The 17,691-nt window shown below is 55.8% G+C and carries 20 protein-coding genes and 1 tRNA gene; 4 read left to right on the forward strand and 17 right to left on the reverse strand.

Going from position 1 to position 17,691, the window contains the following annotated elements; all coding sequences use genetic code 11:
• Window positions 1-53: 53 nt before the first annotated feature.
• The 5 genes from ACFOWX_RS08385 to infA form a co-directional block, all read right to left on the reverse strand.
• Window positions 54-128: transfer RNA gene (locus tag ACFOWX_RS08385), tRNA-Phe, on the reverse strand.
• Between the two features lie 81 nt (window positions 129-209).
• Entirely contained in the window at window positions 210-392 is a 183-nt protein-coding gene (locus ACFOWX_RS08390; RefSeq protein ID WP_381423117.1) for a DNA gyrase inhibitor YacG, read from the reverse strand.
• A complete protein-coding gene (locus tag ACFOWX_RS08395; RefSeq protein ID WP_381423119.1) occupies window positions 382-1,365 on the reverse strand; it encodes a ribonuclease in 984 nt (327 codons plus the stop codon). Before ACFOWX_RS08395 ends, ACFOWX_RS08390 begins: the two co-directional genes overlap by 11 nt.
• Before the next feature lie 9 nt (window positions 1,366-1,374).
• Window positions 1,375-1,944, reverse strand: coding sequence for a Maf family protein (locus tag ACFOWX_RS08400; protein WP_381424979.1), 570 nt, complete (start codon window positions 1,942-1,944; stop codon window positions 1,375-1,377).
• 25 nt (window positions 1,945-1,969) lie between these two features.
• The gene (infA, locus tag ACFOWX_RS08405) at window positions 1,970-2,188 is read right to left on the reverse strand and encodes a translation initiation factor IF-1 (protein ID WP_381423120.1); all 219 of its coding nucleotides are present in this window, start codon (window positions 2,186-2,188) and stop codon (window positions 1,970-1,972) included.
• Between the two features lie 210 nt (window positions 2,189-2,398).
• On the opposite strand from infA, the gene ACFOWX_RS08410 reads away from it, so the two are divergent.
• Entirely contained in the window at window positions 2,399-5,038 is a 2,640-nt protein-coding gene (locus ACFOWX_RS08410; RefSeq protein ID WP_381423122.1) for a TonB-dependent receptor, read from the forward strand.
• A 27-nt stretch (window positions 5,039-5,065) separates the two neighbouring features.
• Here the strand turns inward: ACFOWX_RS08410 and ACFOWX_RS08415 are convergent, their stop codons facing one another.
• The 7 genes from ACFOWX_RS08415 to hisG form a co-directional block, all read right to left on the reverse strand.
• Window positions 5,066-5,860, reverse strand: coding sequence for a transcriptional regulator (locus ACFOWX_RS08415; protein ID WP_381424981.1), 795 nt, complete (start codon window positions 5,858-5,860; stop codon window positions 5,066-5,068).
• 53 nt (window positions 5,861-5,913) lie between these two features.
• Complete coding sequence (locus ACFOWX_RS08420; RefSeq protein WP_381423124.1) at window positions 5,914-7,089, reverse strand: GNAT family N-acetyltransferase; 1,176 nt, start codon at window positions 7,087-7,089, stop codon at window positions 5,914-5,916.
• 170 nt (window positions 7,090-7,259) lie between these two features.
• The gene (locus ACFOWX_RS08425) at window positions 7,260-9,389 is read right to left on the reverse strand and encodes a sodium-translocating pyrophosphatase (RefSeq protein ID WP_381423126.1); all 2,130 of its coding nucleotides are present in this window, start codon (window positions 9,387-9,389) and stop codon (window positions 7,260-7,262) included.
• 121 nt (window positions 9,390-9,510) lie between these two features.
• On the reverse strand, window positions 9,511-10,437 hold the full coding sequence (thiL, locus tag ACFOWX_RS08430) for a thiamine-phosphate kinase (protein ID WP_381423127.1): 927 nt from the start codon (window positions 10,435-10,437) through the stop codon (window positions 9,511-9,513).
• 32 nt (window positions 10,438-10,469) lie between these two features.
• Window positions 10,470-10,916 (reverse strand): transcription antitermination factor NusB, encoded by a 447-nt coding sequence (gene nusB / locus ACFOWX_RS08435; RefSeq protein ID WP_381423129.1) that lies wholly within the window; start codon window positions 10,914-10,916, stop codon window positions 10,470-10,472.
• The gene (gene hisD / locus ACFOWX_RS08440) at window positions 10,913-12,205 is read right to left on the reverse strand and encodes a histidinol dehydrogenase (protein WP_381423131.1); all 1,293 of its coding nucleotides are present in this window, start codon (window positions 12,203-12,205) and stop codon (window positions 10,913-10,915) included. Before hisD ends, nusB begins: the two co-directional genes overlap by 4 nt.
• The gene (hisG, locus tag ACFOWX_RS08445; protein WP_381423133.1) at window positions 12,192-12,869 is read right to left on the reverse strand and encodes an ATP phosphoribosyltransferase; all 678 of its coding nucleotides are present in this window, start codon (window positions 12,867-12,869) and stop codon (window positions 12,192-12,194) included. Before hisG ends, hisD begins: the two co-directional genes overlap by 14 nt.
• Before the next feature lie 39 nt (window positions 12,870-12,908).
• Between hisG and ACFOWX_RS08450 the strand changes: the two genes are divergently transcribed.
• Complete coding sequence (locus tag ACFOWX_RS08450; protein ID WP_381423135.1) at window positions 12,909-13,970, forward strand: DUF2332 domain-containing protein; 1,062 nt, start codon at window positions 12,909-12,911, stop codon at window positions 13,968-13,970.
• Between the two features lie 135 nt (window positions 13,971-14,105).
• Here the strand turns inward: ACFOWX_RS08450 and ACFOWX_RS08455 are convergent, their stop codons facing one another.
• Complete coding sequence (locus ACFOWX_RS08455; RefSeq protein ID WP_381423137.1) at window positions 14,106-15,017, reverse strand: alpha/beta fold hydrolase; 912 nt, start codon at window positions 15,015-15,017, stop codon at window positions 14,106-14,108.
• A gap of 147 nt (window positions 15,018-15,164) precedes the next feature.
• Between ACFOWX_RS08455 and ACFOWX_RS08460 the strand changes: the two genes are divergently transcribed.
• Window positions 15,165-15,353: a hypothetical protein gene (locus ACFOWX_RS08460; protein ID WP_381423139.1), complete on the forward strand. Its 189-nt coding sequence runs from the start codon at window positions 15,165-15,167 to the stop codon at window positions 15,351-15,353.
• Window positions 15,354-15,362: 9 nt separating this feature from the next.
• Here the strand turns inward: ACFOWX_RS08460 and ACFOWX_RS08465 are convergent, their stop codons facing one another.
• The 4 genes from ACFOWX_RS08465 to ACFOWX_RS08480 form a co-directional block, all read right to left on the reverse strand.
• Window positions 15,363-16,244 carry a pirin family protein gene (locus ACFOWX_RS08465; RefSeq protein WP_381423141.1) on the reverse strand — a complete coding sequence of 294 codons (882 nt, stop codon included), beginning with the start codon at window positions 16,242-16,244 and terminating at the stop codon, window positions 15,363-15,365.
• 3 nt (window positions 16,245-16,247) lie between these two features.
• Complete coding sequence (locus tag ACFOWX_RS08470; protein WP_381423143.1) at window positions 16,248-16,502, reverse strand: DUF2442 domain-containing protein; 255 nt, start codon at window positions 16,500-16,502, stop codon at window positions 16,248-16,250.
• Entirely contained in the window at window positions 16,474-16,647 is a 174-nt protein-coding gene (locus ACFOWX_RS08475; protein WP_381423145.1) for a DUF4160 domain-containing protein, read from the reverse strand. The genes ACFOWX_RS08470 and ACFOWX_RS08475 overlap by 29 nt, the downstream gene beginning before the upstream one ends.
• A gap of 74 nt (window positions 16,648-16,721) precedes the next feature.
• A complete protein-coding gene (locus ACFOWX_RS08480) occupies window positions 16,722-17,021 on the reverse strand; it encodes a BolA family protein (RefSeq protein WP_381423147.1) in 300 nt (99 codons plus the stop codon).
• A gap of 43 nt (window positions 17,022-17,064) precedes the next feature.
• On the opposite strand from ACFOWX_RS08480, the gene ACFOWX_RS08485 reads away from it, so the two are divergent.
• Window positions 17,065-17,673 (forward strand): J domain-containing protein, encoded by a 609-nt coding sequence (locus ACFOWX_RS08485; protein WP_381423149.1) that lies wholly within the window; start codon window positions 17,065-17,067, stop codon window positions 17,671-17,673.
• The last annotated feature ends 18 nt before the right edge of the window (window positions 17,674-17,691 follow it).

Below are 17,691 nucleotides of genomic sequence, written 5' to 3' on the forward strand. Positions count from 1 at the left end.
GCTATCATCTGTCTCGATCGCTCACAGTCAACATCTCTAACGATTTAGGAAAATGGTGCCCGAGGGCGGATTTGAACCACCGACACGCGGATTTTCAATCCGCTGCTCTACCCCTGAGCTACTCGGGCCACCAATGAGAAAAACGACAATATCGTTCTTCGGAAGCGATGCCTATAGAGAGCCAAAGCGCCCCTTGGCAAGCGCAAATATCAGTCTTTTTCGTCTAAACCCAGACTATCTGCATAATCGGCTGGTGGACCCGGCACGCGGTATCCTTCACCCAGCCATTGCAGCAGATCACGGTCCTTACACCCCTGCCCGCAAAAGGGTTTTGATTCTGCAGAAGCAGGCTTTTTACACACGGGGCATTTGGCAAGGGACTTATTCGGCATAGCCGCTTCCTATGGCCAATTTGGGGTCGCTGCGCAAGGTTACGGCCCTACCGCTGCGGCGCTCCAATTGCGCGATCCAATCATCATGTGTTTCGAATATCCGCATGAGCGCCGGGTGGCATGTTAGTTCCATCTCTCCGCTGCCCCTGCTCCTTTCGGCCCGCCGCAGCAAATCGAGCGCATGGCCCATAACGCGCCGATGTTGCAGGATTTCCAATAGCGATGGCCCTATGCGGCGCTTCACCATTTGCAGAAAGCCGAAACCATTGACGCCCGTTCGTTCAAAATCGCCGCACATCGCCGCGTCAAACGCTTCTGCTATCGATTGTCGTTCCGCCTTGGACTGAACCCCGGGAAAATCGATCCCAACCGATCCTTGCAAGTCAAATCGGCGCACTGCATCCGCCGATGCCGCCGCCGCCGCCAATGCCAATGGAAAGGGCGGCAATTCGCCATCCACGTCGATTAATGTCATCGCTGGAGTAACCGACAATTGCAATGTGCCGCCGTCAAACGCAACTATTCCGATCTGCGCTTCTTCGATAACCTCATACCAACCGGCCTGCGCAAAATGATCCTCTTCATGGGCGCGGCAAACACGCAGTTCGATCCCTTGCGCAGTTATCTGCTGCAATAATGTCGGTGCGGCGGCTTCTTTGCGGTCTGGCGCGGGCCGGGCAAGAGGAAGCTTAAAACGATTGGCCTCGGATATCGCCGCGCGGCGTATCTCGACCGTCATTGAGCCCCCCTCGCTCACTCCTTGTGGTAAAGGGGCGATCATTATCTCTTGGCCGCCAGCCAATTGTCCGATGGCGCGTTTATTCGGTATCAATTGCTTGACCAACGTCGCTGATGCGACCAGCCCTGCCTTTACCTCGCCATGCCGGGCTATCCGGGCTTCTGATATCCGGCCTTTGTCCGTCAGCAACGCCCGCTCTTCGCCAATACCGTCCTCATAAAGCCAAATAGCCATGGTCAGCGTTCAATCAACAGGATAGCCAGCGGCGCTCAGTAAGCTGCGTGTCTCATATAGAGGTAGACCGATCACTCCGCTATGGCTGCCAGACATCCAGTTAACGAGCGCCTCTGCCCTGCCCTGTATCGCATAGCCGCCCGCCTTGCCCAGACCTTCGCCGCTGGCGATGTAAGCGTCAATTTCCGCATCGCTCAGCTGTTTGAAACGGACGATACTATCGCTGATCCGGCTGCGCGCTTTGCCGTCCGCATCAATGACGCAAACGGCGCTCAGCACATGATGGCGGCGGCCGCTGAGCAGATTCAGGAATTCGCGCTGCATTTCCTTATCTGCCGCTTGCTGCAAAATGCGGCGGCCAACGGCGACAGTGGTATCACCGGCCAGAATAACCTGCCCAGGACTATGCGGCACCGCGGCAGCTTTTTCGTGCGCCATGCGTAGCGCATAAACCCGGGGAAGCTCGCCCTTCATCGGGCTTTCGTCAATGTCGGGCGAATGGGTAATGTCCGGCACCACGCCAATACGCGCCAAAAGGTCGCGCCGCCGGGGACTGGATGATGCCAATAATAATGTCACTGCGTCACCCATATAGGGGCGGGCCTTATTTGAAACGATATGTGATCCGGCCTTTGGTCAGATCATAAGGGGTCAGCTCCACCAGCACCTCATCGCCGACCAGCACGCGGATGCGATTTTTGCGCATCTTTCCAGCGGTATGGCCCAAAACTTCATGACCATTTTCCAATTCGACACGAAACATCGCATTGGGCAACAATTCACGAATTGTACCGCGCATTTCGAGGAGTTCTTCTTTTGCCATTCGGCCCCTGATTCTTAAATAATAACTGTTGGACACGGCCCTTAGCCGCTATTTTTTGAAAAGGGAAGCTTTTGCACAACCGTGCAACCTTTGCGGCTGTTAGGGGTTATGTCGGTAATTGTCCGGTTGCGACAATTTGATACAGGGCCGACATTGCAAAAGCACATTCACAGCATAGTCTTACATAAAATTATAACATAGTAGGTGACAATGATACCCTCCCCTCCCTCTCGCCGCGCTGGCAGCTATGCGCGTTTCATCGCTATTGCAAGCCTGACGTCAATTTGCACGGCGCCCATTGTTTATGCCCAAGGTCAGGGCAATATTGAAATAGCTGATGATGGCGAAAGCGAGATTGTTGTGACTGCGCAGCGGCTTCGCGGCGCGGTTGAAACCGATATCGCGCCATTGGAACAATTGAATGAAGGCGATATTGCTGCGGTGGGCGCTTCATCAATCACCGATCTACTCGCCGCCATTGCCCCCCAAACCAGCTCTGGCCGGGGACGCGGATCGGGCGAACCAGTCGTCCTTATCAACGGTCAACGTGTATCGGGTTTTCGAGAATTGCGTGACATCCCGCCAGAAGCCATAAGGCAGGTCCAGATTTTTCCGGAAGAATTGTCGCTGCAATATGGTTATCGCCCCGATCAACGGGTCATAAACTTCATACTGAAAGACAATTTTGCCTCCTTCAACGGTGAAATTGAAGGCGGCAGTCCGCAGCGCGGCGGTTATGTCAAAAATGAGTTTGAAAGCACATTCACCACCATCGGCAAATCATCACGGTTCAACCTGAATGCTGAATTTGAACGCCAGGATGGATTGACCGAAGCGGAACGCGGTATTGTTGAAGATAGTGATGCCAATATTTTCGAATTTGACGGTGACCTAAATCAGTTTCGTTCGCTGCTTCCCGCCAGCGAGAGTTTTGACGTTAATGGCTCTTACAGCCGCGCGATTGCACCGCAGACGAATTTTTCGCTCAACGCCAATTACCGGCTGGATGGCAGCGTCAGTTTGCTCGGCCTTCCTTCGGCCAGCCTTATTTTGCCGGGCAGCAGCCCATTTTCTCCCACCGGCGCTGATCTCATCATAAATCAGGCCTTTAACTCCCCGCGTCCATTGGAACGGGAATCGGTCACGCACACCGCCAATTTCGGCTTTTCGTTCAATTCCCTTTTGGCCGGGTGGCGATGGGCGTTAAGCGGTGATTATTCGCGCGCCGATCAAAGCATATTGACCATCCGCAATGCAGACTTCACCACGCTTCAGGCCGGGTTGCTGGCCGGCACAGTCAATCCTTTTGCTACCGACTTCGGCGACGATCTCGCTTTTTTGCCCGCCGATCGTGCCGATAGCCTGAGTCAAAATATAAATCTGCTGAACAGTTTCACCGGCGCGCTGTTCGACTTGCCCGCAGGTCCGGTGCAGCTGACCTTCAAAACTGGCTTTACCCGTCAAATGCTCGACAGCTTGTCTGAAACCACACTTTCGGCGGTCAATGCATCGCTGCGCCGCGACAATATAAATGGCGCGGTCAACATCGACCTGCCATTGGTCGAACGCGACATCGGCGCGCTCGGATTTTTGGGTGAGATTGCGCTGAACGGCAATTACGGGATTAGCGACCTGTCCGATTTTGGCCGCTTGTCCGAATATACCGCCGGCATCCGTTGGTCGCCAGCCAAGGCGCTGACCTTTTCCGCTTCGTTGATCGGTGATGAAAATGCCCCGAATATTGCGCAATTGGGCAGCCCGGTCCAGATATTACCCAATGTCAGCATCTTCGATTTCACGCGCGGCGAAACGACGTTGGTAAATATCATTTCGGGCGGCAATCCTGCCCTAATTGCGGAAAAACGCCGGGACCTGAAACTCTCACTCAGTTGGGAACCGCAGCGGATATTAGGTGTTTCCACGGACGGGTTAAATTTGCAGGCAGAATATTTCCGCAACCGCAGCCGCAATACCAGCAATGCATTTCCGCTGTTGACCCCAGAAATTGAGGCTGCATTTGCAGACCGCGTCGTACGCGGAACCGATGGCCGTCTGGTTAGCGTTGATCGGCGTCCGGTCAATTATGCCGAAGAAAACGCGCAAAGCATCCGTTGGGGCTTTAACTTTTCGGGTGCCATTGGTGAACAGCGTCGTGGCGGCGGACCGGGCGGCGGAAGACCCAGTGGAGCGCCAGAGGGAGGACCGCCGGGCGGCGGTGCGGGCAATCGTGATAGCGCCCCTGAGGCACCCGCACAAAATGGACAGGGCGGCAGCGGCGGCCAGACACAAAATGCCGGATCCGACCGTCCTAGGGCGGCAGGCGGCCCGCCCAGTGGCGGACGCGGCGCTGGCCCCGGCAGACGGCCCGGCCGCTGGCAATTGTCGCTATTCCACACTTATCAGCTTGAGGATGAGATTTTGGTCGCGTCCGGCATCCCAAAGCTGGATTTGCTCAATGGATCAGCCACCAGCAGCCTAGGGGGAACGCCGCGGCACCGGGTGGAATTGTCTGGCGGCCTGTTTAACAAGGGCCTCGGGATGCGGGTCAGCGGAAATTACCGTGGGCCAACCCGCGCGGATGGGACGGGCCTGCGGGGCAGCAGCGATCTGCGCTTTAGTGACCTTGCGTCGATCGACCTGCGCTTTTTTGTCAATCTTGACGAGCGCGGTAATTTAACCAAGAATTTGAAATTCTTGAAGGGCAGCCGCATCGCATTTCGAATCGATAATATCTTGAACGATGTGGTCGACGTGCGCGACGAAAATGGATTGATTCCGCTAAGTTACCAGCCCGCCATACTCGATCCGAATGGCCGCTATTTTGAAATCAGCTTCCGCAAAATTTTCTAAACGGCCTGCACCGGCGTCTGGATCAGTTTACCCATAGCGGGCAAGCTTCAATTTGGTCAGGGCGCGCCATGTGTAGGCTTTGCCTTTATTGCTTACCGGATAACGGCCCGGCGCTTTTGGGCTGAACCCGATTTTCCGGATCATCGCGTTCAACGCCCGGGCATCGGCCTCCGCAAAGCTCCAGTCCGATCGCCATGTTATGGAGAGAGAAATTGACGGCTCCGGTCCATTTTTGACAAAATGCGGCGCCATAACGGGAACGAATAGCGCGTCGCCCGGGAATAGCGGCCATTCGGTGCCCGCCTCTGCCATGCTATCGTCCCAAATAAGATTGCGCGGCCCGCCAGTATGATAGGCTTCATGTGTTTCATCGGGCGCAAAACGGGGATCGCCCGCAGGAAATTGTGTCATCACCTTGGACCCGCGCAATTGCAGCAGGATATTATGCTCCGGGTCAAAATGATACGGCGTGACTGCAGCGGGTGAAGATATGAAGATAAAACCCTGAGGCCTCAGCATTTCTCCGGTTTTTGCCTCTATATGCGGCTTCAACTCACCTAATAAGCCCAGCAACAATGCGCGATATTCCGGAACCTGCTCAATATTTTTCAGCACAGCCCAGCTGCCGCTTTCGTCGACCCGGCGGATTGTATCGCCGATTGACAGTCCATTGGCGGGAACATCTTCAGGTGCAATACCAATGGGTAAATCGCCGCGATTATATTCAACCGACTTATCCGGCAATATCTCACCCAGCAACGCCAGCGCCTCCAATGCCAATAACGGATGATCATGCAGATGATGCTGCATCCGGTGCGGCATTTCGGGGTAATTTTCGCTGAAATATATTCGGTTTTTAGAATCGAAAATAGCCGTCACATCTGCCCCTTTCTTTCCATTTTTGCGGTTTCAGCCTGTAGTAAAAGTCCAAATATGGCGCGGCGGGCCATGCCTCCAATCGCGACAGAATAGCGGCCAATGGCGCGGCGTTCGGTCCATACGCTGTCAATCATCGGATGCCCTTCGGCGGCGCAGCTATCGCACCAATCCACGTCGCTGAGCAGCAGCAAATCTAGATTTTCAATTTGTAACAATACGCCCGGCGAATAACGGGCATATTTTTCGTCAAAAGCCGTTTTGAAGGAGAAGCTGCCTGGTGGACATAGGAAATTGACGAGCATGGCAATTGGCTCACCATTTAATCGCAAATCCAGCCGCTCCAACCTCCCATATGCCGCAGCCCCGGCCAATGATTGCTGAAACAGCAACCGTGTCTCTTCGGCGCAATCAAGCGCTGAGCCCTCTTCACCCTTCCACCCGCGCTTTTCGAGCGCCAAGAATTCTTCCACCCATTGATCAAGCGCAACATCGTCGGAGGACCGCCGAAAAGTCAGCTCGCCATGCTCGCTCAACCGGTTTTTCTGACGCCGCAATTCTTTGCGCTTCTTGGACCGCATCGCAGCTTCATAATATTGTGATGGCGACAGCGCGCTTTGCAACATCGCCCTTTCTTGGCTGTGGACCAGTTCCATTTTTCGGCCCTGCGCGGCACAGACGTCTGCCAATGCGCTCTGCACAGGACCGCCAATCGGTACGCCGTTGATATGGAAGAATATATTATGTCCACCATGCCGGTCCAGATGGGCGAGCAATCCCTCCCAAAATAATCGCTCATATGCGCGGTGGATCAGCGGCACCCCCAAAAAAGCATTGGGATGCAGCCAATTCTGCAGATGAGGTAAAGGCCACCGGCCATATTGCACTTCCCGCCCGATGGGCACTAGCCCGACTAACTTTGGCTTTGGCCCAGATTCATTGTCCCAAAGAGTGAATAAGCTGACATGATCATGCGTATCAAAGGCACGGAAGGCGGGGCGCAGGAACCAATATTCGCAAAATGGGTTGGGTTCGCTGGCATTTTCGGCAAGTACATTCCAAGCTGACCGGAAATCTGCCTGGTCAATATCCTTCGTATCCATCAGGCGCAGCGCAAGGCTGGGCGGATAAATGTCCGCCAATTTACGCTGTCGCTGTTGAACCTGTTGCCTCACCAATTGCCCCCTGACGCACCCGAACTACCGGCACGCCAATATAATAGGCAAAATAAGCAAAGATATTGCTAACGCAGCCCTGTGCCACCACAAAAAACCCCGCCAAATTGCTCTGACGGGGTTTGTGGTCAGGGCATTGAACGCTCCGACGAATGTGTTTCAGCTGGTCCTTACCCAGCGGCCAATGCCGCCAGTAGGAGCAACGCAACGATATTGGTGATTTTAATCATCGGGTTGACCGCTGGTCCGGCGGTGTCCTTATAGGGGTCACCCACCGTGTCACCGGTCACAGCGGCTTTATGGGCTTCGCTGCCTTTGCCGCCATGATTGCCGTCCTCAATATATTTTTTGGCATTGTCCCAAGCGCCGCCGCCTGCCGTCATCGACAGAGCAACGAATATGCCGGAGATGATAACACCAAGCAACAACGCGCCCAGCGCCGCAAAGCCATTGGCTTGTCCTGCCACCCAAGTGATCACGAAATACACCACGATCGGGGCCAGCACGGGCAGCAAAGAGGGGATAATCATCTCCTTAATCGCAGCCTTGGTCACCAAATCCACGGTCCGGGCATAATCGGGACGCGATGTGCCCGCCATGATGCCTTTATCCTTGGCGAATTGATCGCGGACATCGATGACCACGTCACCTGCGGCGCGGCCAACGGCGGTCATGCCCATGGCTCCGAATAGATAGGGCAGCAATGCACCCAGCAGTAGGCCGACAATCACATAGGGATTTTCCAAACTGAAACTGACATCCAATTCTGGGAAGAATGCGTTTAAGTCCGCCGTATAGGCGCTGAATAATACCAGCGCTGCCAATCCAGCTGAACCAATGGCATAACCCTTTGTCACTGCTTTGGTGGTGTTGCCCACTGCATCGAGCGCATCGGTTTTGTCCCTTACACTTTGATCCAGCTCAGCCATTTCAGCGATACCGCCCGCATTGTCGGTGACCGGACCATATGCGTCCAACGCCACGACCATACCCGCCAATGCCAACATGGATGTCGCCGCAAAGGCGATCCCGATAAGGCCAGCCAGCTGATACGTGACGATGATGCCGACTACGATGACGAGAGTTGGTAGAGCAGTTGCTTCCAGGCTGATCGCCAAGCCTTGAATCACATTGGTGCCGTGGCCAGTTTCCGAAGCTTTCGCAATGGATCGGACCGGCCGGTAATTTGTGCCAGTATAATATTCGGTAATCCAAATGATTAAGCCAGTTACGACAAGGCCGACCATCATCGACCAGAAAAGCGACATTCCGGTAAAGGTGGTGTCGCCGACGGTGTAGCTATTGTCCATACCGCCAAGCGCCGCATCGGAGGCAAAATAAATCGCCGGAATAGATAGCACGGCAGTGGTGATAAAACCTTTATACAGCGCGCCCATGATATTGTTGGATGAACCCAAACGAACCATGTAAGTTCCGATGATGGATGTGATGATGCAGACACCGCCAACAAGCAGCGGCAATGCCATCAATCCGCTTAAGCCCTGAGCCGTCAAGCCGGTAACCAGCAAAGCGGTTAACACCATGGTTGCGCCCACGGTTACAACATAGGTTTCGAACAAGTCGGCGGCCATACCGGCGCAATCGCCCACATTGTCGCCCACATTGTCGGCAATCGTTGCTGGGTTACGGGGGTCATCCTCGGGAATGCCAGCCTCAACCTTACCGACCAGATCGGCACCAACATCGGCCGCTTTGGTAAAAATACCGCCGCCCAAGCGCGCAAAGATCGAAATCAGCGAGGCACCAAATGCCAAACCAACGAGGCCGTCAATAATTTCGCGTTTCTGATCCGTTTGCATCAAGTCCAAAGCCATCGGGCCGGTCAAAACATAATAGAAACCGGCAATCGCCAGCAGCGCGAGGCCAGCAACCAGCATACCGGTAACCGCGCCCGCACGAAACGCGACGGTCAGCCCTTGCTGCAGCCCCTCACTCGCGGCCTGCGCCGTGCGGACATTTGCCCGAACCGAGATATTCATACCGACATATCCAGTCACACCGGATAACACCGCCCCGATAACGAAGCCGATGCTGGTCACTGGAACACCGCCGCGAGGCATATCCAAAAACACAAAAACCAGCAACGCCACAACGACACCCACGATGGCAATCGTACGATATTGGCGTCCCAGATAGGCCTGTGCGCCTTCTTGGATTGCACCAGCAATTTCCTGCATTTTTTCATTGCCAGGCGATGCGCTAAGCACCTGCCGGCCGGTTATCACGCCGTATAATACAGCGATAACGCCACAGATCATGGCGATTATAGTCAACGACATTAAATGTCCTCCCCTGATTTTGGTTTCAATACCGGGCCGCTCTCCAACAGCCACTGATGCTTAACGTATAGGGGGGCTTGATCGAAAAGCGCAAGCCATAAACCGCGCTCTATCTCAATGATCAGCCATGTTCGAAGCCAAGACGTGCGGGCAATGCGGTCGCTGTGCCATTGTCGGTCAATTTTAGCCCCTGCCCTGAGTCAAACTGCCCAAGCTTCACTGCGGCAACCGGGGGTTCCACACTATTGGGGAGCGCGAACAGCAATTGATAATCATCGCCCCAGCTCGCGGCCTCTATCCTGCTGTCTGTGTTGTCGCCATAAAGCGAAACATAATCCGGCGATAGCGGGACGTGGGCTAGGTCAATCGTCAGCTGAAGATTGCTGGCCGCTGCCATACGCTGCGCGTCAATCAACAAGCCGTCGGACACGTCCATCATCGCTGTTACCAGCGGTGCCAAAGCCCGGCCATCTGATAGCCTAGGTGCAGGCCGCTTGAACGCACGGCGCAGTCGGCCTGCATCGCTGCATCCCCCCTCATCCGCCCCATTTTCGAGGTCAAAGCCAGCTTTCGCATCGCCCAACCATCCGGTGACATAGAGGATATCCCCGGCCTGCGCGCCTGAACGGGCGGGCACGGGGCGATAGGAAGCACGGCCAATTGCGGTCATCCCCAATATCCGGCCACCGGCATCGCCGACACTGTCTCCGCCCAGCAATGGCACATCGAAATGCCCCACCGCATCATGCAGCCCGGCGGCGAAACCCATATCCCACTGTGCGTCAGACAAGCTGTATCCTAGCAACAACCCCAATGGCTCTGCGCCTTTAGCCGCAAGATCAGACAGATTTGCGGCCACCAATTTCCATGCCACATCGGCGGGGCTGGCATGGGGCAGCCAATGAATTCCCTCTGCCATCATATCATGGGTGAGTATCAGCGCTTCCCCGCCCAATTCGATCACGGCGGCATCATCAAGGAGCCCGCGCGCAGCCGGGCCGGATGCGATGGCGCGCATCATCGCGATAAAGGCGGATTCGCGGCTCATGGGCGGCTCCGCACGGTCATAATAGACGCGGACTAACCGCGCTTCTCTTTTGCAACCGCATCAAGCAAGCCGTTGACGAATTTCGCGTCCTTATCGTCAAAAAAAGCATGGGCGACGTCCACATATTCGGTAATCACGCTCTTTGTTGGGACATCGGCGCGGGCGATTAATTCATACACACCGCAGCGCAGAATCTGCAGCATGGTTTTATCGAGCCGTGACAATTTCCATTGCTCGCCAAGCTTGCTTTCCACCAAGGCGTCAATCTCTTCGCGGCGCGCATCCACTCCGCTGACCAAATCGTCGAAAAACGGCACCTCAGCCTCTTCATATTGCGCATCTTCAATTTCAGCGCCCAGACGGTGATCGTGAAATTCGTTGAGCAAACGCGCCAATGCGGGCTTTTCCATATCGAGCTGATACAAAGCCTGCACAGCTGCGAGCCGCGCCGCCGAGCGTGTTTTTGATCTTTTCGTCATTTTAGTCTCTTCCTTACGCTCGCCGCATGGGCGGGCAATCCTTCGGCATCGGCAAGCCGCGCCGCCGCAGGTCCAATTTTGCGCACGCTGTCTTCATCCAGAGCAATGAAGCTGGTCCGTTTCATAAAATCGAGCACCGACAGGCCCGATGCAAATCGTGCCCGCCGTCCAGTCGGCAATACGTGATTGGGGCCCGCGACATAATCGCCAATGGCTTCGGGTGTGTGGCGGCCCAGAAAGACCGATCCTGCATGGCGGATGGCGGCAAATAGCGCCTCTGCTCTGTTCATATCAGTGGCTAGCTCCACATGCTCCGCCGCCAAGAGGTTGACCAGCGGCATTGCGCTTTCCAAGCTGTCCGTCACAATGACCGCGCCATGATCACGCCAGCTTGCGCCTGCGACTTTGCCGGTTGAAAGTGCCGCAATCTGAACGTCGACGGACTTCGTCACGGCATCGGCAAACGCCGCATCATCGGTGAATAAAATCGACTGACTAGTGAGATCATGTTCGGCCTGAGACAGCAGGTCGGCTGCGGTCCATTCGGGGTCATTTTGCCCATCGGCGACCACAACAATCTCGCTTGGCCCGGCCACCATATCAATGCCGACCACGCCGTAAAGCTGCCGCTTTGCTTCGGCAACCCACGCATTACCGGGTCCGGTGATAACATCGACCGGCGCAATTTTTTCAGTGCCATAGGCCAGTGCTGCCACAGCCTGCGCCCCGCCAACGCGCCAAATTTCGTCTACCCCTGCGATATGCGCGGCGGCTAGCACTGTTTGATTGACCTCTCCATCCGGCGTAGGCGTCACCATGACCAGCCGTCCCACGCCCGCAACCTTGGCTGGAATCGCATTCATCAGCACTGACGAAGGATAAGCCGCGCGTCCGCCCGGCACATAAAGCCCCGCCGCGTCCACTCCGTTCCACTTTGCGCCCAAGCGCACACCTTGGTCATCCCTATAGTCACGGTTTTCGGGCAATTGCGCCTGGTGATAGGAGGTGATCCGTTGTGCCGCCAGATCAAGCGCATCGCGCAGATCAGGCTCTAGCGCGGCATAGGCCGCTGCGCATTGAGCTGCGCTAATTTGCCAGCCGTTGCTGTCGAGATCAAAGCGGTCAAATTTCTGAGTCAGTTCTCGCAGCACCGCATCGCCACCCGCTTTTACATCTGCCAATATCCGGGAGACATCGGCGGCGACGCCAGCGTCGCTTTCCCTGCGCGCGCCAACCAGAATGTCGAACGCCTCGGCAAAGCCAGTATCTGTTGTGTTAAGCCGCAACATGACTTGCCGCTCCTTTGCTGCTCTTCATTGCCAATTGCCGGAACCGTTCGACCATCTCCGCAATCCGTCCATCGGTCATTTTATAGGCCGCCCGGTTGACGATCAGCCGCGCCGAAACCTGCGCCAATATATCGGTTTCCACAAGGCCATTTTCTTTCAGCGTCCGGCCAGTGGACACCAAGTCAACGATCCGGCCCGACAGGCCCAATAACGGCGCAAGCTCCATCGCTCCGTTCAATTTGATACATTCGGCCTGCACGCCCTTTGATTCAAAATGCCGCCGCGTGAGCGCAGGATATTTGGTAGCAACGCGCAAATGACCATCGCTTTTGCGATCCTGCGTTCCTTCTGGCACGGCAACCGAAATCCGGCATTTGCCTATGCCGAGATCAACCGGTGCATAAAGTTCCGAATAATCAAATTCGTCAATAACATCGCTGCCGACAATACCGATATGCGCCGCACCGTGCGCCACAAAGGTCGCAACGTCAAAAGCACGCACACGAATGATGCTGACCAAAGGGTCGTTGGTCGCAAACATCAAGGCGCGGCTGTCATCGTTGAAGAAATCAGCGGCAGGCTCAATTCCCGCCGCTTGCATCAACGGCAAGGCTTCGTCCAATATACGCCCTTTGGGGATGGCAAAGATAATGGTATCGGTCATATTGCAGGCGACATAGGGGTGTGAGCGCGAAAGGGCAATATGGACATATTCGATATTGATGATGTGCGAACGGGCTTAATCGAGCAAGCGAAGCACATACGGCATAATAATGCCCCCGCCACCGCGCGGATATGTGAGGCGCAATTGGCCCTATTAAACGGGGACAGCCGGACCGCTGAAAGGTTAAGGAATTGGCCGGGAAAGCTGCTGGCCGACGCGGTGCCGCTGCGGCTTGCGGGCGGGCTGCATTATCTGCATCTTACCGGCGCAGAAGACCGGCTGCTCCCGATATATCGGGAGGAAATAACCGATCAGCAGCAGATAGATGCAATTGTTGCAGATATAGTTGCCGATCACGACGCCGCCTTACTCCCCTGGTTTGATGGCCCGCCGCAAACCAACGAAGCGGGCCGTTCGGCGAGTTTTATGGCAGCGCTAAAATGGCTGTCATCGCAAGGTTTGCCGCCGCATTTTGAAATGAATGAATTAGGCGCAAGCGCAGGCATCAACACGATGATGGACCGTTATCATTATGACCTTTGCGGTGTGACCGCAGGGCCGACGGACTCGCCCATGCATATCAAGCCCGAATGGCGCGGGCCTGCACCGCCGCAAGCACCAGTGGAGATCGTTTCCATTCAAGGGTGCGACCAAAATCCGGTGGATTTATCGGACGCCGATGCCGCGCTGCGCGTCAAAAGCTATGTGTGGCCGGAGAATAAAGACCGGATCGCCCGGATGGACGCGGCCATCACGCTTGCCGCTGCCCGCGCGCCCGATGTGGTCAAGGCGGATGCAGCCGACTGGACCGATATGCGCCTATCCGATCCGCAGGCGGCTGGCATAAGCCGCGTCGTCCATCACAGCATCGTCTGGCAATATATTCCCAAAGACCGGCGCGACCGCATTAGCGCAGCAATGGCCGCAGCGGGTGCAAGAGCCACAGCGGACAAGCCGCTCGCGTGGATTATGCTCGAAACCAACCGCGCGACATTCCGGCATGAGCTGACCGTTCGCGTCTGGGATGGCGGCAATCAAAATGGCGAGGTTCATTTGCTCGGCCAAGCACAGGCCCATGGCCTATGGGTGGAGTGGTTTTGAAAGAAGGCATCAGCTTTTTGCACCAAGATGCTCAAAGGTTGCTTCGAATAATTGATGCTATTTTTGGTGTGCAATGTGGGTGAGAATATTGTTGATACAACCCCTTCGCGCCTTGGCCTCTTCGCGCGAAACCAATCAAGCGCAGCCTCCTAAATGCTCAGCCAACCATTCCAACATGGCCGTATTGACCTTATCGGGCGCTTCCCAGGTCACGAAATGGCCGCAATCAGATATGCGAATAATCGTCAAATCCGACACCAGCCCGTCCAATTCCAGCTGACATGGCAGCAGCGCCGGGTCGTCCATCCCCCATACCACCAGCGTTGGTATATCGATCACCGGAAAGCGCTTGTCCAAAAATGCGGGGCGCTCCACCGCGCCCTCCATCGGCGGCACCACCATATTAGTCGCTTTATACCATTTCAACATGGAGGTGATCGCGTTATCGGTGCGCCATTCGCTCAGGTAAATTTCGCGCTCCTGCGGGTCCATTTGTTCAGGCGTCAAGTGGCGCATGAAGCTATGGTCATAAAACCATTCAAGGCCTTTTTCCGCGATGCTTTTGTCGATCCGGTCGCCCTTAAACACGTTCATATATTGCGACGCGGCGCGTTGGCCCATATCGTCATAGAGTGTCCGTTGAAACACCAGTGGATGGGCGCTGTTGCACATGATCAGCCGCTCTATCCGCTCAGGCCGTTTCAGCGCCGCCATCCACGCAATCGCCCCGCCCCAATCATGCGCGGCAAGCGTGAAGGTCGGCAAACCGAGCGCATCGGCGAGCGCGAACAGGTCAGCTACCGGCTTATCGGGCGTATAATCGCTGACCTCCGGCGGCTTGGACGATCCGGCAAAGCCGCGCTGATCGGGCGCGATGCAATAATATCCCGCCGCCGACAGCGCCGTCATCTGATGCCGCCATGTCCGGTGGCTTTCGGGAAAACCATGCAGGAAAATGACCGGCAGGCCTGCCGGATCGCCCGCTGTCCATACCCCAAGAGTAACGTGGGTGGGCAGGCTGATGGATTGATGCGAAAATGGGGTCATCCAAAGACCCTAATCATCGGAGGCATTTGCCGCAAGCGGCTCCTTTGGCGAAGCTGCTGCTCGGGCAGCGATGCACCGATGAACGTCCGTGCGTTAACCCGAATCGAATGATTGAGCTCTATTTCGAACGTCGTCAGGAAAAATTATATGAAATTCGTTGAACTTCACTCTCGCGGCGGCAACTATTTGGTCGTCGCATCCAATGTCGCTTGGCTCAGGACCTTTGAAAATAACCAGACGCAGATCGGCATTGTTGGCGGCGCGCCTCTGCTTGTCACTGGCTCGATCGAGGAAACTTCCGCTACTATCCTCGCCGCGGTGGCCGCCGCTGGGTAGCGCATTTTTTTAGGTATCACTCCGGGTCAAAGGCACTTCGGGAATGGGTATAGATTCCTTGTCGTCACCCGGAACCAGCGGAAATTTGCCCGCTTTCCAATCGGCCTTGGCCTGATTGATCCGCTCGCGGTCCGACGATACAAAATTCCACCAGACATGGCGCTGCGTCTTAAACGCTTCCCCGCCGAGCAACATCACGCGCGCGTCGGATGTAGCCCTAAGCGTCATCGCCTGCCCCGGCGCAAGCACATAGAGGCTGTGCCGTTCCAGCGCCTGCCCATCCAGCTCAGCATCGCCCAGCGCGATCAATACCGCCCTCTCATCTGCTTCCGCTTCAATGGGGATCGACGCGCCTGCATTCATCAAAATATCGGCATAGATCGTGCCCGAATGCTGCGTTGTCGGCGCGGTTTCCCCCCACAGGCTGCCCATAATGACCCGCGCGGAGAAGCCATCGCTTTCGACCAAAGGCAGCGCATCCGCCGGGCGGCTTTCAAAGGCAGGGTCAATCTCCTCCTTGCCATCGGGCAGCGCGAGCCACGTTTGCATCCCCGATATCGGCGAGACGACACCGCGCTCCAATGGCGGGGTGCGCTCGCTATGCACAATCCCTGACCCTGCGGTCATCAGGTTGACTGCGCCAGGGCGAATGGTCGCAAAGCTGCCCAAACTGTCGCGGTGGTCAATCGCCCCTTCGAACAGATAGGTGACAGTCGCCAGATTGATATGCGGATGCGGGCGCACATCCATGCCAGCGCCAATGTCAAACTGCGCTGGGCCAAATTGATCGACAAAAATAAACGGCCCCACCATCGTGCGCGGCTTTGATGGGAGCGTGCGGCGAACCTTGAAATCACCAAGGTCGTGAGTAGTGGGGGTGATGGTGAGCATAGGTTACCGAACGGCAGGCGCGCCGCGCAGCAGGCCTTCTGTGCTCAAATCTTCATCCAACTGCGGCCAATGAATACCATAACCGCCCGCACATTTTTCCCAGTTTTGACGCTCTTGCGCTGTGGCATTCGCCAAACGCGGGAACCAAGCCAAAGGGACAGAAATCGTACGGCCATCCATCATATCGACAATAAGATGATCATCATCGCAGCGCACATCCAGCACGCGTTCATCGGTTATCTTCGCCGAAATATTCATTCCATTTCTCCGTGAGCATTTCTTTATGCCCAGCTGTCAGTTTCACTATGCCAGAAATTTCATGTGCGCGAAAGCCGCGACTTTTGGCGACGGTCAAATCCATCAGCCATATTTTGATCGTGGCATCGCCCCTATCGATATGCACATGCGGCGGCTCATTCGGCTCATGACTGAAAAAATAGAAGCGAAAACCGCCAATTCGAAGCAAGGTCGGCATTGCTAATTTTTGGCGATTGCTTCACTTGGCGCCCGCGCCTTGATCGCCAGTGCATGCACCCGCTGCCCCGGAATATCGCCGAGCGCCTTGTTCACCATCCGTTGCCGCATCACTCGCGACACGCCGTCAAAGGCCGCGCTGGTAATTTCGACGGTAAAATGGCTCTCACCTGATCCGTCATCGCCGCTATGGCCGCTATGTTTCGCGCTGTCGTTCAGGACCGCCAGATGCACAGGCGCAAAGGCGGCGGTCAAAATTTCTTCGATTTCGCGGGCCAGGGCCCCTTTTATTTCTGTGGTCATGACGCTTATATGGAGGGCCAATGACAAATTGCAAAGCCCTCTGATGACCCATTCCCGGCAAAATCGTCCTGACCGCTATGGCGGGCGCATGGGCGGGGGTGATACTCTATGCGCGCACCCGGATTGCGCAGAGCTGGGCGAATTTCGCGCGCCTGCTTTTAACGGGCGGCTATCGGGCGCGGATGGGCCGGGAGATTATCAGCTGTTATGCCTCGACCATGTCCGCGAATTTAACGCTGGTTATGACTGGTTCGAAGGCATGACCGCTCAGGAAATTGCCGCCGCGCAAAGCCCCACCTATGTCTGGCCCAATGAAACCCGCGCCTTCAGCGCCGCCGCCAGCGTAGATTCTCCGCCGAAATGGCAGGATTTTCACGATCCCCTCGACGCCATTGGGGCAAGGTTTCGCCGCCAAAGGGACGAGCGCAGCGCCGAAATGAACGCTGCCCCGCTATCTAGTGCGGAGCACAATGCGCTAAAATTGCTGGGACTGACTAGCGCCGCCGACAAAAAAGCTATCCGCAAGGCCTATTCCGAAAAATTGCGCACCTATCATCCCGACCGCAATGGCGGCGACCGCAGCCATGAACGGGAATTGCAAGCGACATTGGAAGCATGGGCAATTTTGCGAGAGTCGAAAGCGTTTGATTAAGACCATATTTGGTCATTT

The sequence above is a fragment of the Sphingorhabdus arenilitoris genome (assembly GCF_042651485.1).
In the GTDB taxonomy this organism is placed as follows: Bacteria; Pseudomonadota; Alphaproteobacteria; order Sphingomonadales; family Sphingomonadaceae; genus Sphingorhabdus_B; species Sphingorhabdus_B arenilitoris.

Excerpts from the sequence above, each read along its gene's own strand:
- ACFOWX_RS08390 (WP_381423117.1), bottom strand. The coding sequence starts at position 392 with ATGCCGAATAAGTCCCTTGCCAAATGCCCCGTGTGTAAAAAGCCTGCT.
- ACFOWX_RS08395 (WP_381423119.1), bottom strand. The coding sequence starts at position 1,365 with ATGGCTATTTGGCTTTATGAGGACGGTATTGGCGAAGAGCGGGCGTTG.
- infA (WP_381423120.1), bottom strand. The coding sequence starts at position 2,188 with ATGGCAAAAGAAGAACTCCTCGAAATGCGCGGTACAATTCGTGAATTG.
- ACFOWX_RS08410 (WP_381423122.1), top strand. The coding sequence starts at position 2,399 with ATGATACCCTCCCCTCCCTCTCGCCGCGCTGGCAGCTATGCGCGTTTC.
- ACFOWX_RS08415 (WP_381424981.1), bottom strand. The coding sequence starts at position 5,860 with ATGCCGCACCGGATGCAGCATCATCTGCATGATCATCCGTTATTGGCA.
- ACFOWX_RS08425 (WP_381423126.1), bottom strand. The coding sequence starts at position 9,389 with ATGTCGTTGACTATAATCGCCATGATCTGTGGCGTTATCGCTGTATTA.
- thiL (WP_381423127.1), bottom strand. The coding sequence starts at position 10,437 with ATGAGCCGCGAATCCGCCTTTATCGCGATGATGCGCGCCATCGCATCC.
- nusB (WP_381423129.1), bottom strand. The coding sequence starts at position 10,916 with ATGACGAAAAGATCAAAAACACGCTCGGCGGCGCGGCTCGCAGCTGTG.
- hisD (WP_381423131.1), bottom strand. The coding sequence starts at position 12,205 with ATGTTGCGGCTTAACACAACAGATACTGGCTTTGCCGAGGCGTTCGAC.
- hisG (WP_381423133.1), bottom strand. The coding sequence starts at position 12,869 with ATGACCGATACCATTATCTTTGCCATCCCCAAAGGGCGTATATTGGAC.
- ACFOWX_RS08450 (WP_381423135.1), top strand. The coding sequence starts at position 12,909 with ATGGACATATTCGATATTGATGATGTGCGAACGGGCTTAATCGAGCAA.
- ACFOWX_RS08455 (WP_381423137.1), bottom strand. The coding sequence starts at position 15,017 with ATGACCCCATTTTCGCATCAATCCATCAGCCTGCCCACCCACGTTACT.
- ACFOWX_RS08460 (WP_381423139.1), top strand. The coding sequence starts at position 15,165 with ATGAAATTCGTTGAACTTCACTCTCGCGGCGGCAACTATTTGGTCGTC.
- ACFOWX_RS08465 (WP_381423141.1), bottom strand. The coding sequence starts at position 16,244 with ATGCTCACCATCACCCCCACTACTCACGACCTTGGTGATTTCAAGGTT.
- ACFOWX_RS08470 (WP_381423143.1), bottom strand. The coding sequence starts at position 16,502 with ATGAATATTTCGGCGAAGATAACCGATGAACGCGTGCTGGATGTGCGC.
- ACFOWX_RS08480 (WP_381423147.1), bottom strand. The coding sequence starts at position 17,021 with ATGACCACAGAAATAAAAGGGGCCCTGGCCCGCGAAATCGAAGAAATT.
- ACFOWX_RS08485 (WP_381423149.1), top strand. The coding sequence starts at position 17,065 with ATGACCCATTCCCGGCAAAATCGTCCTGACCGCTATGGCGGGCGCATG.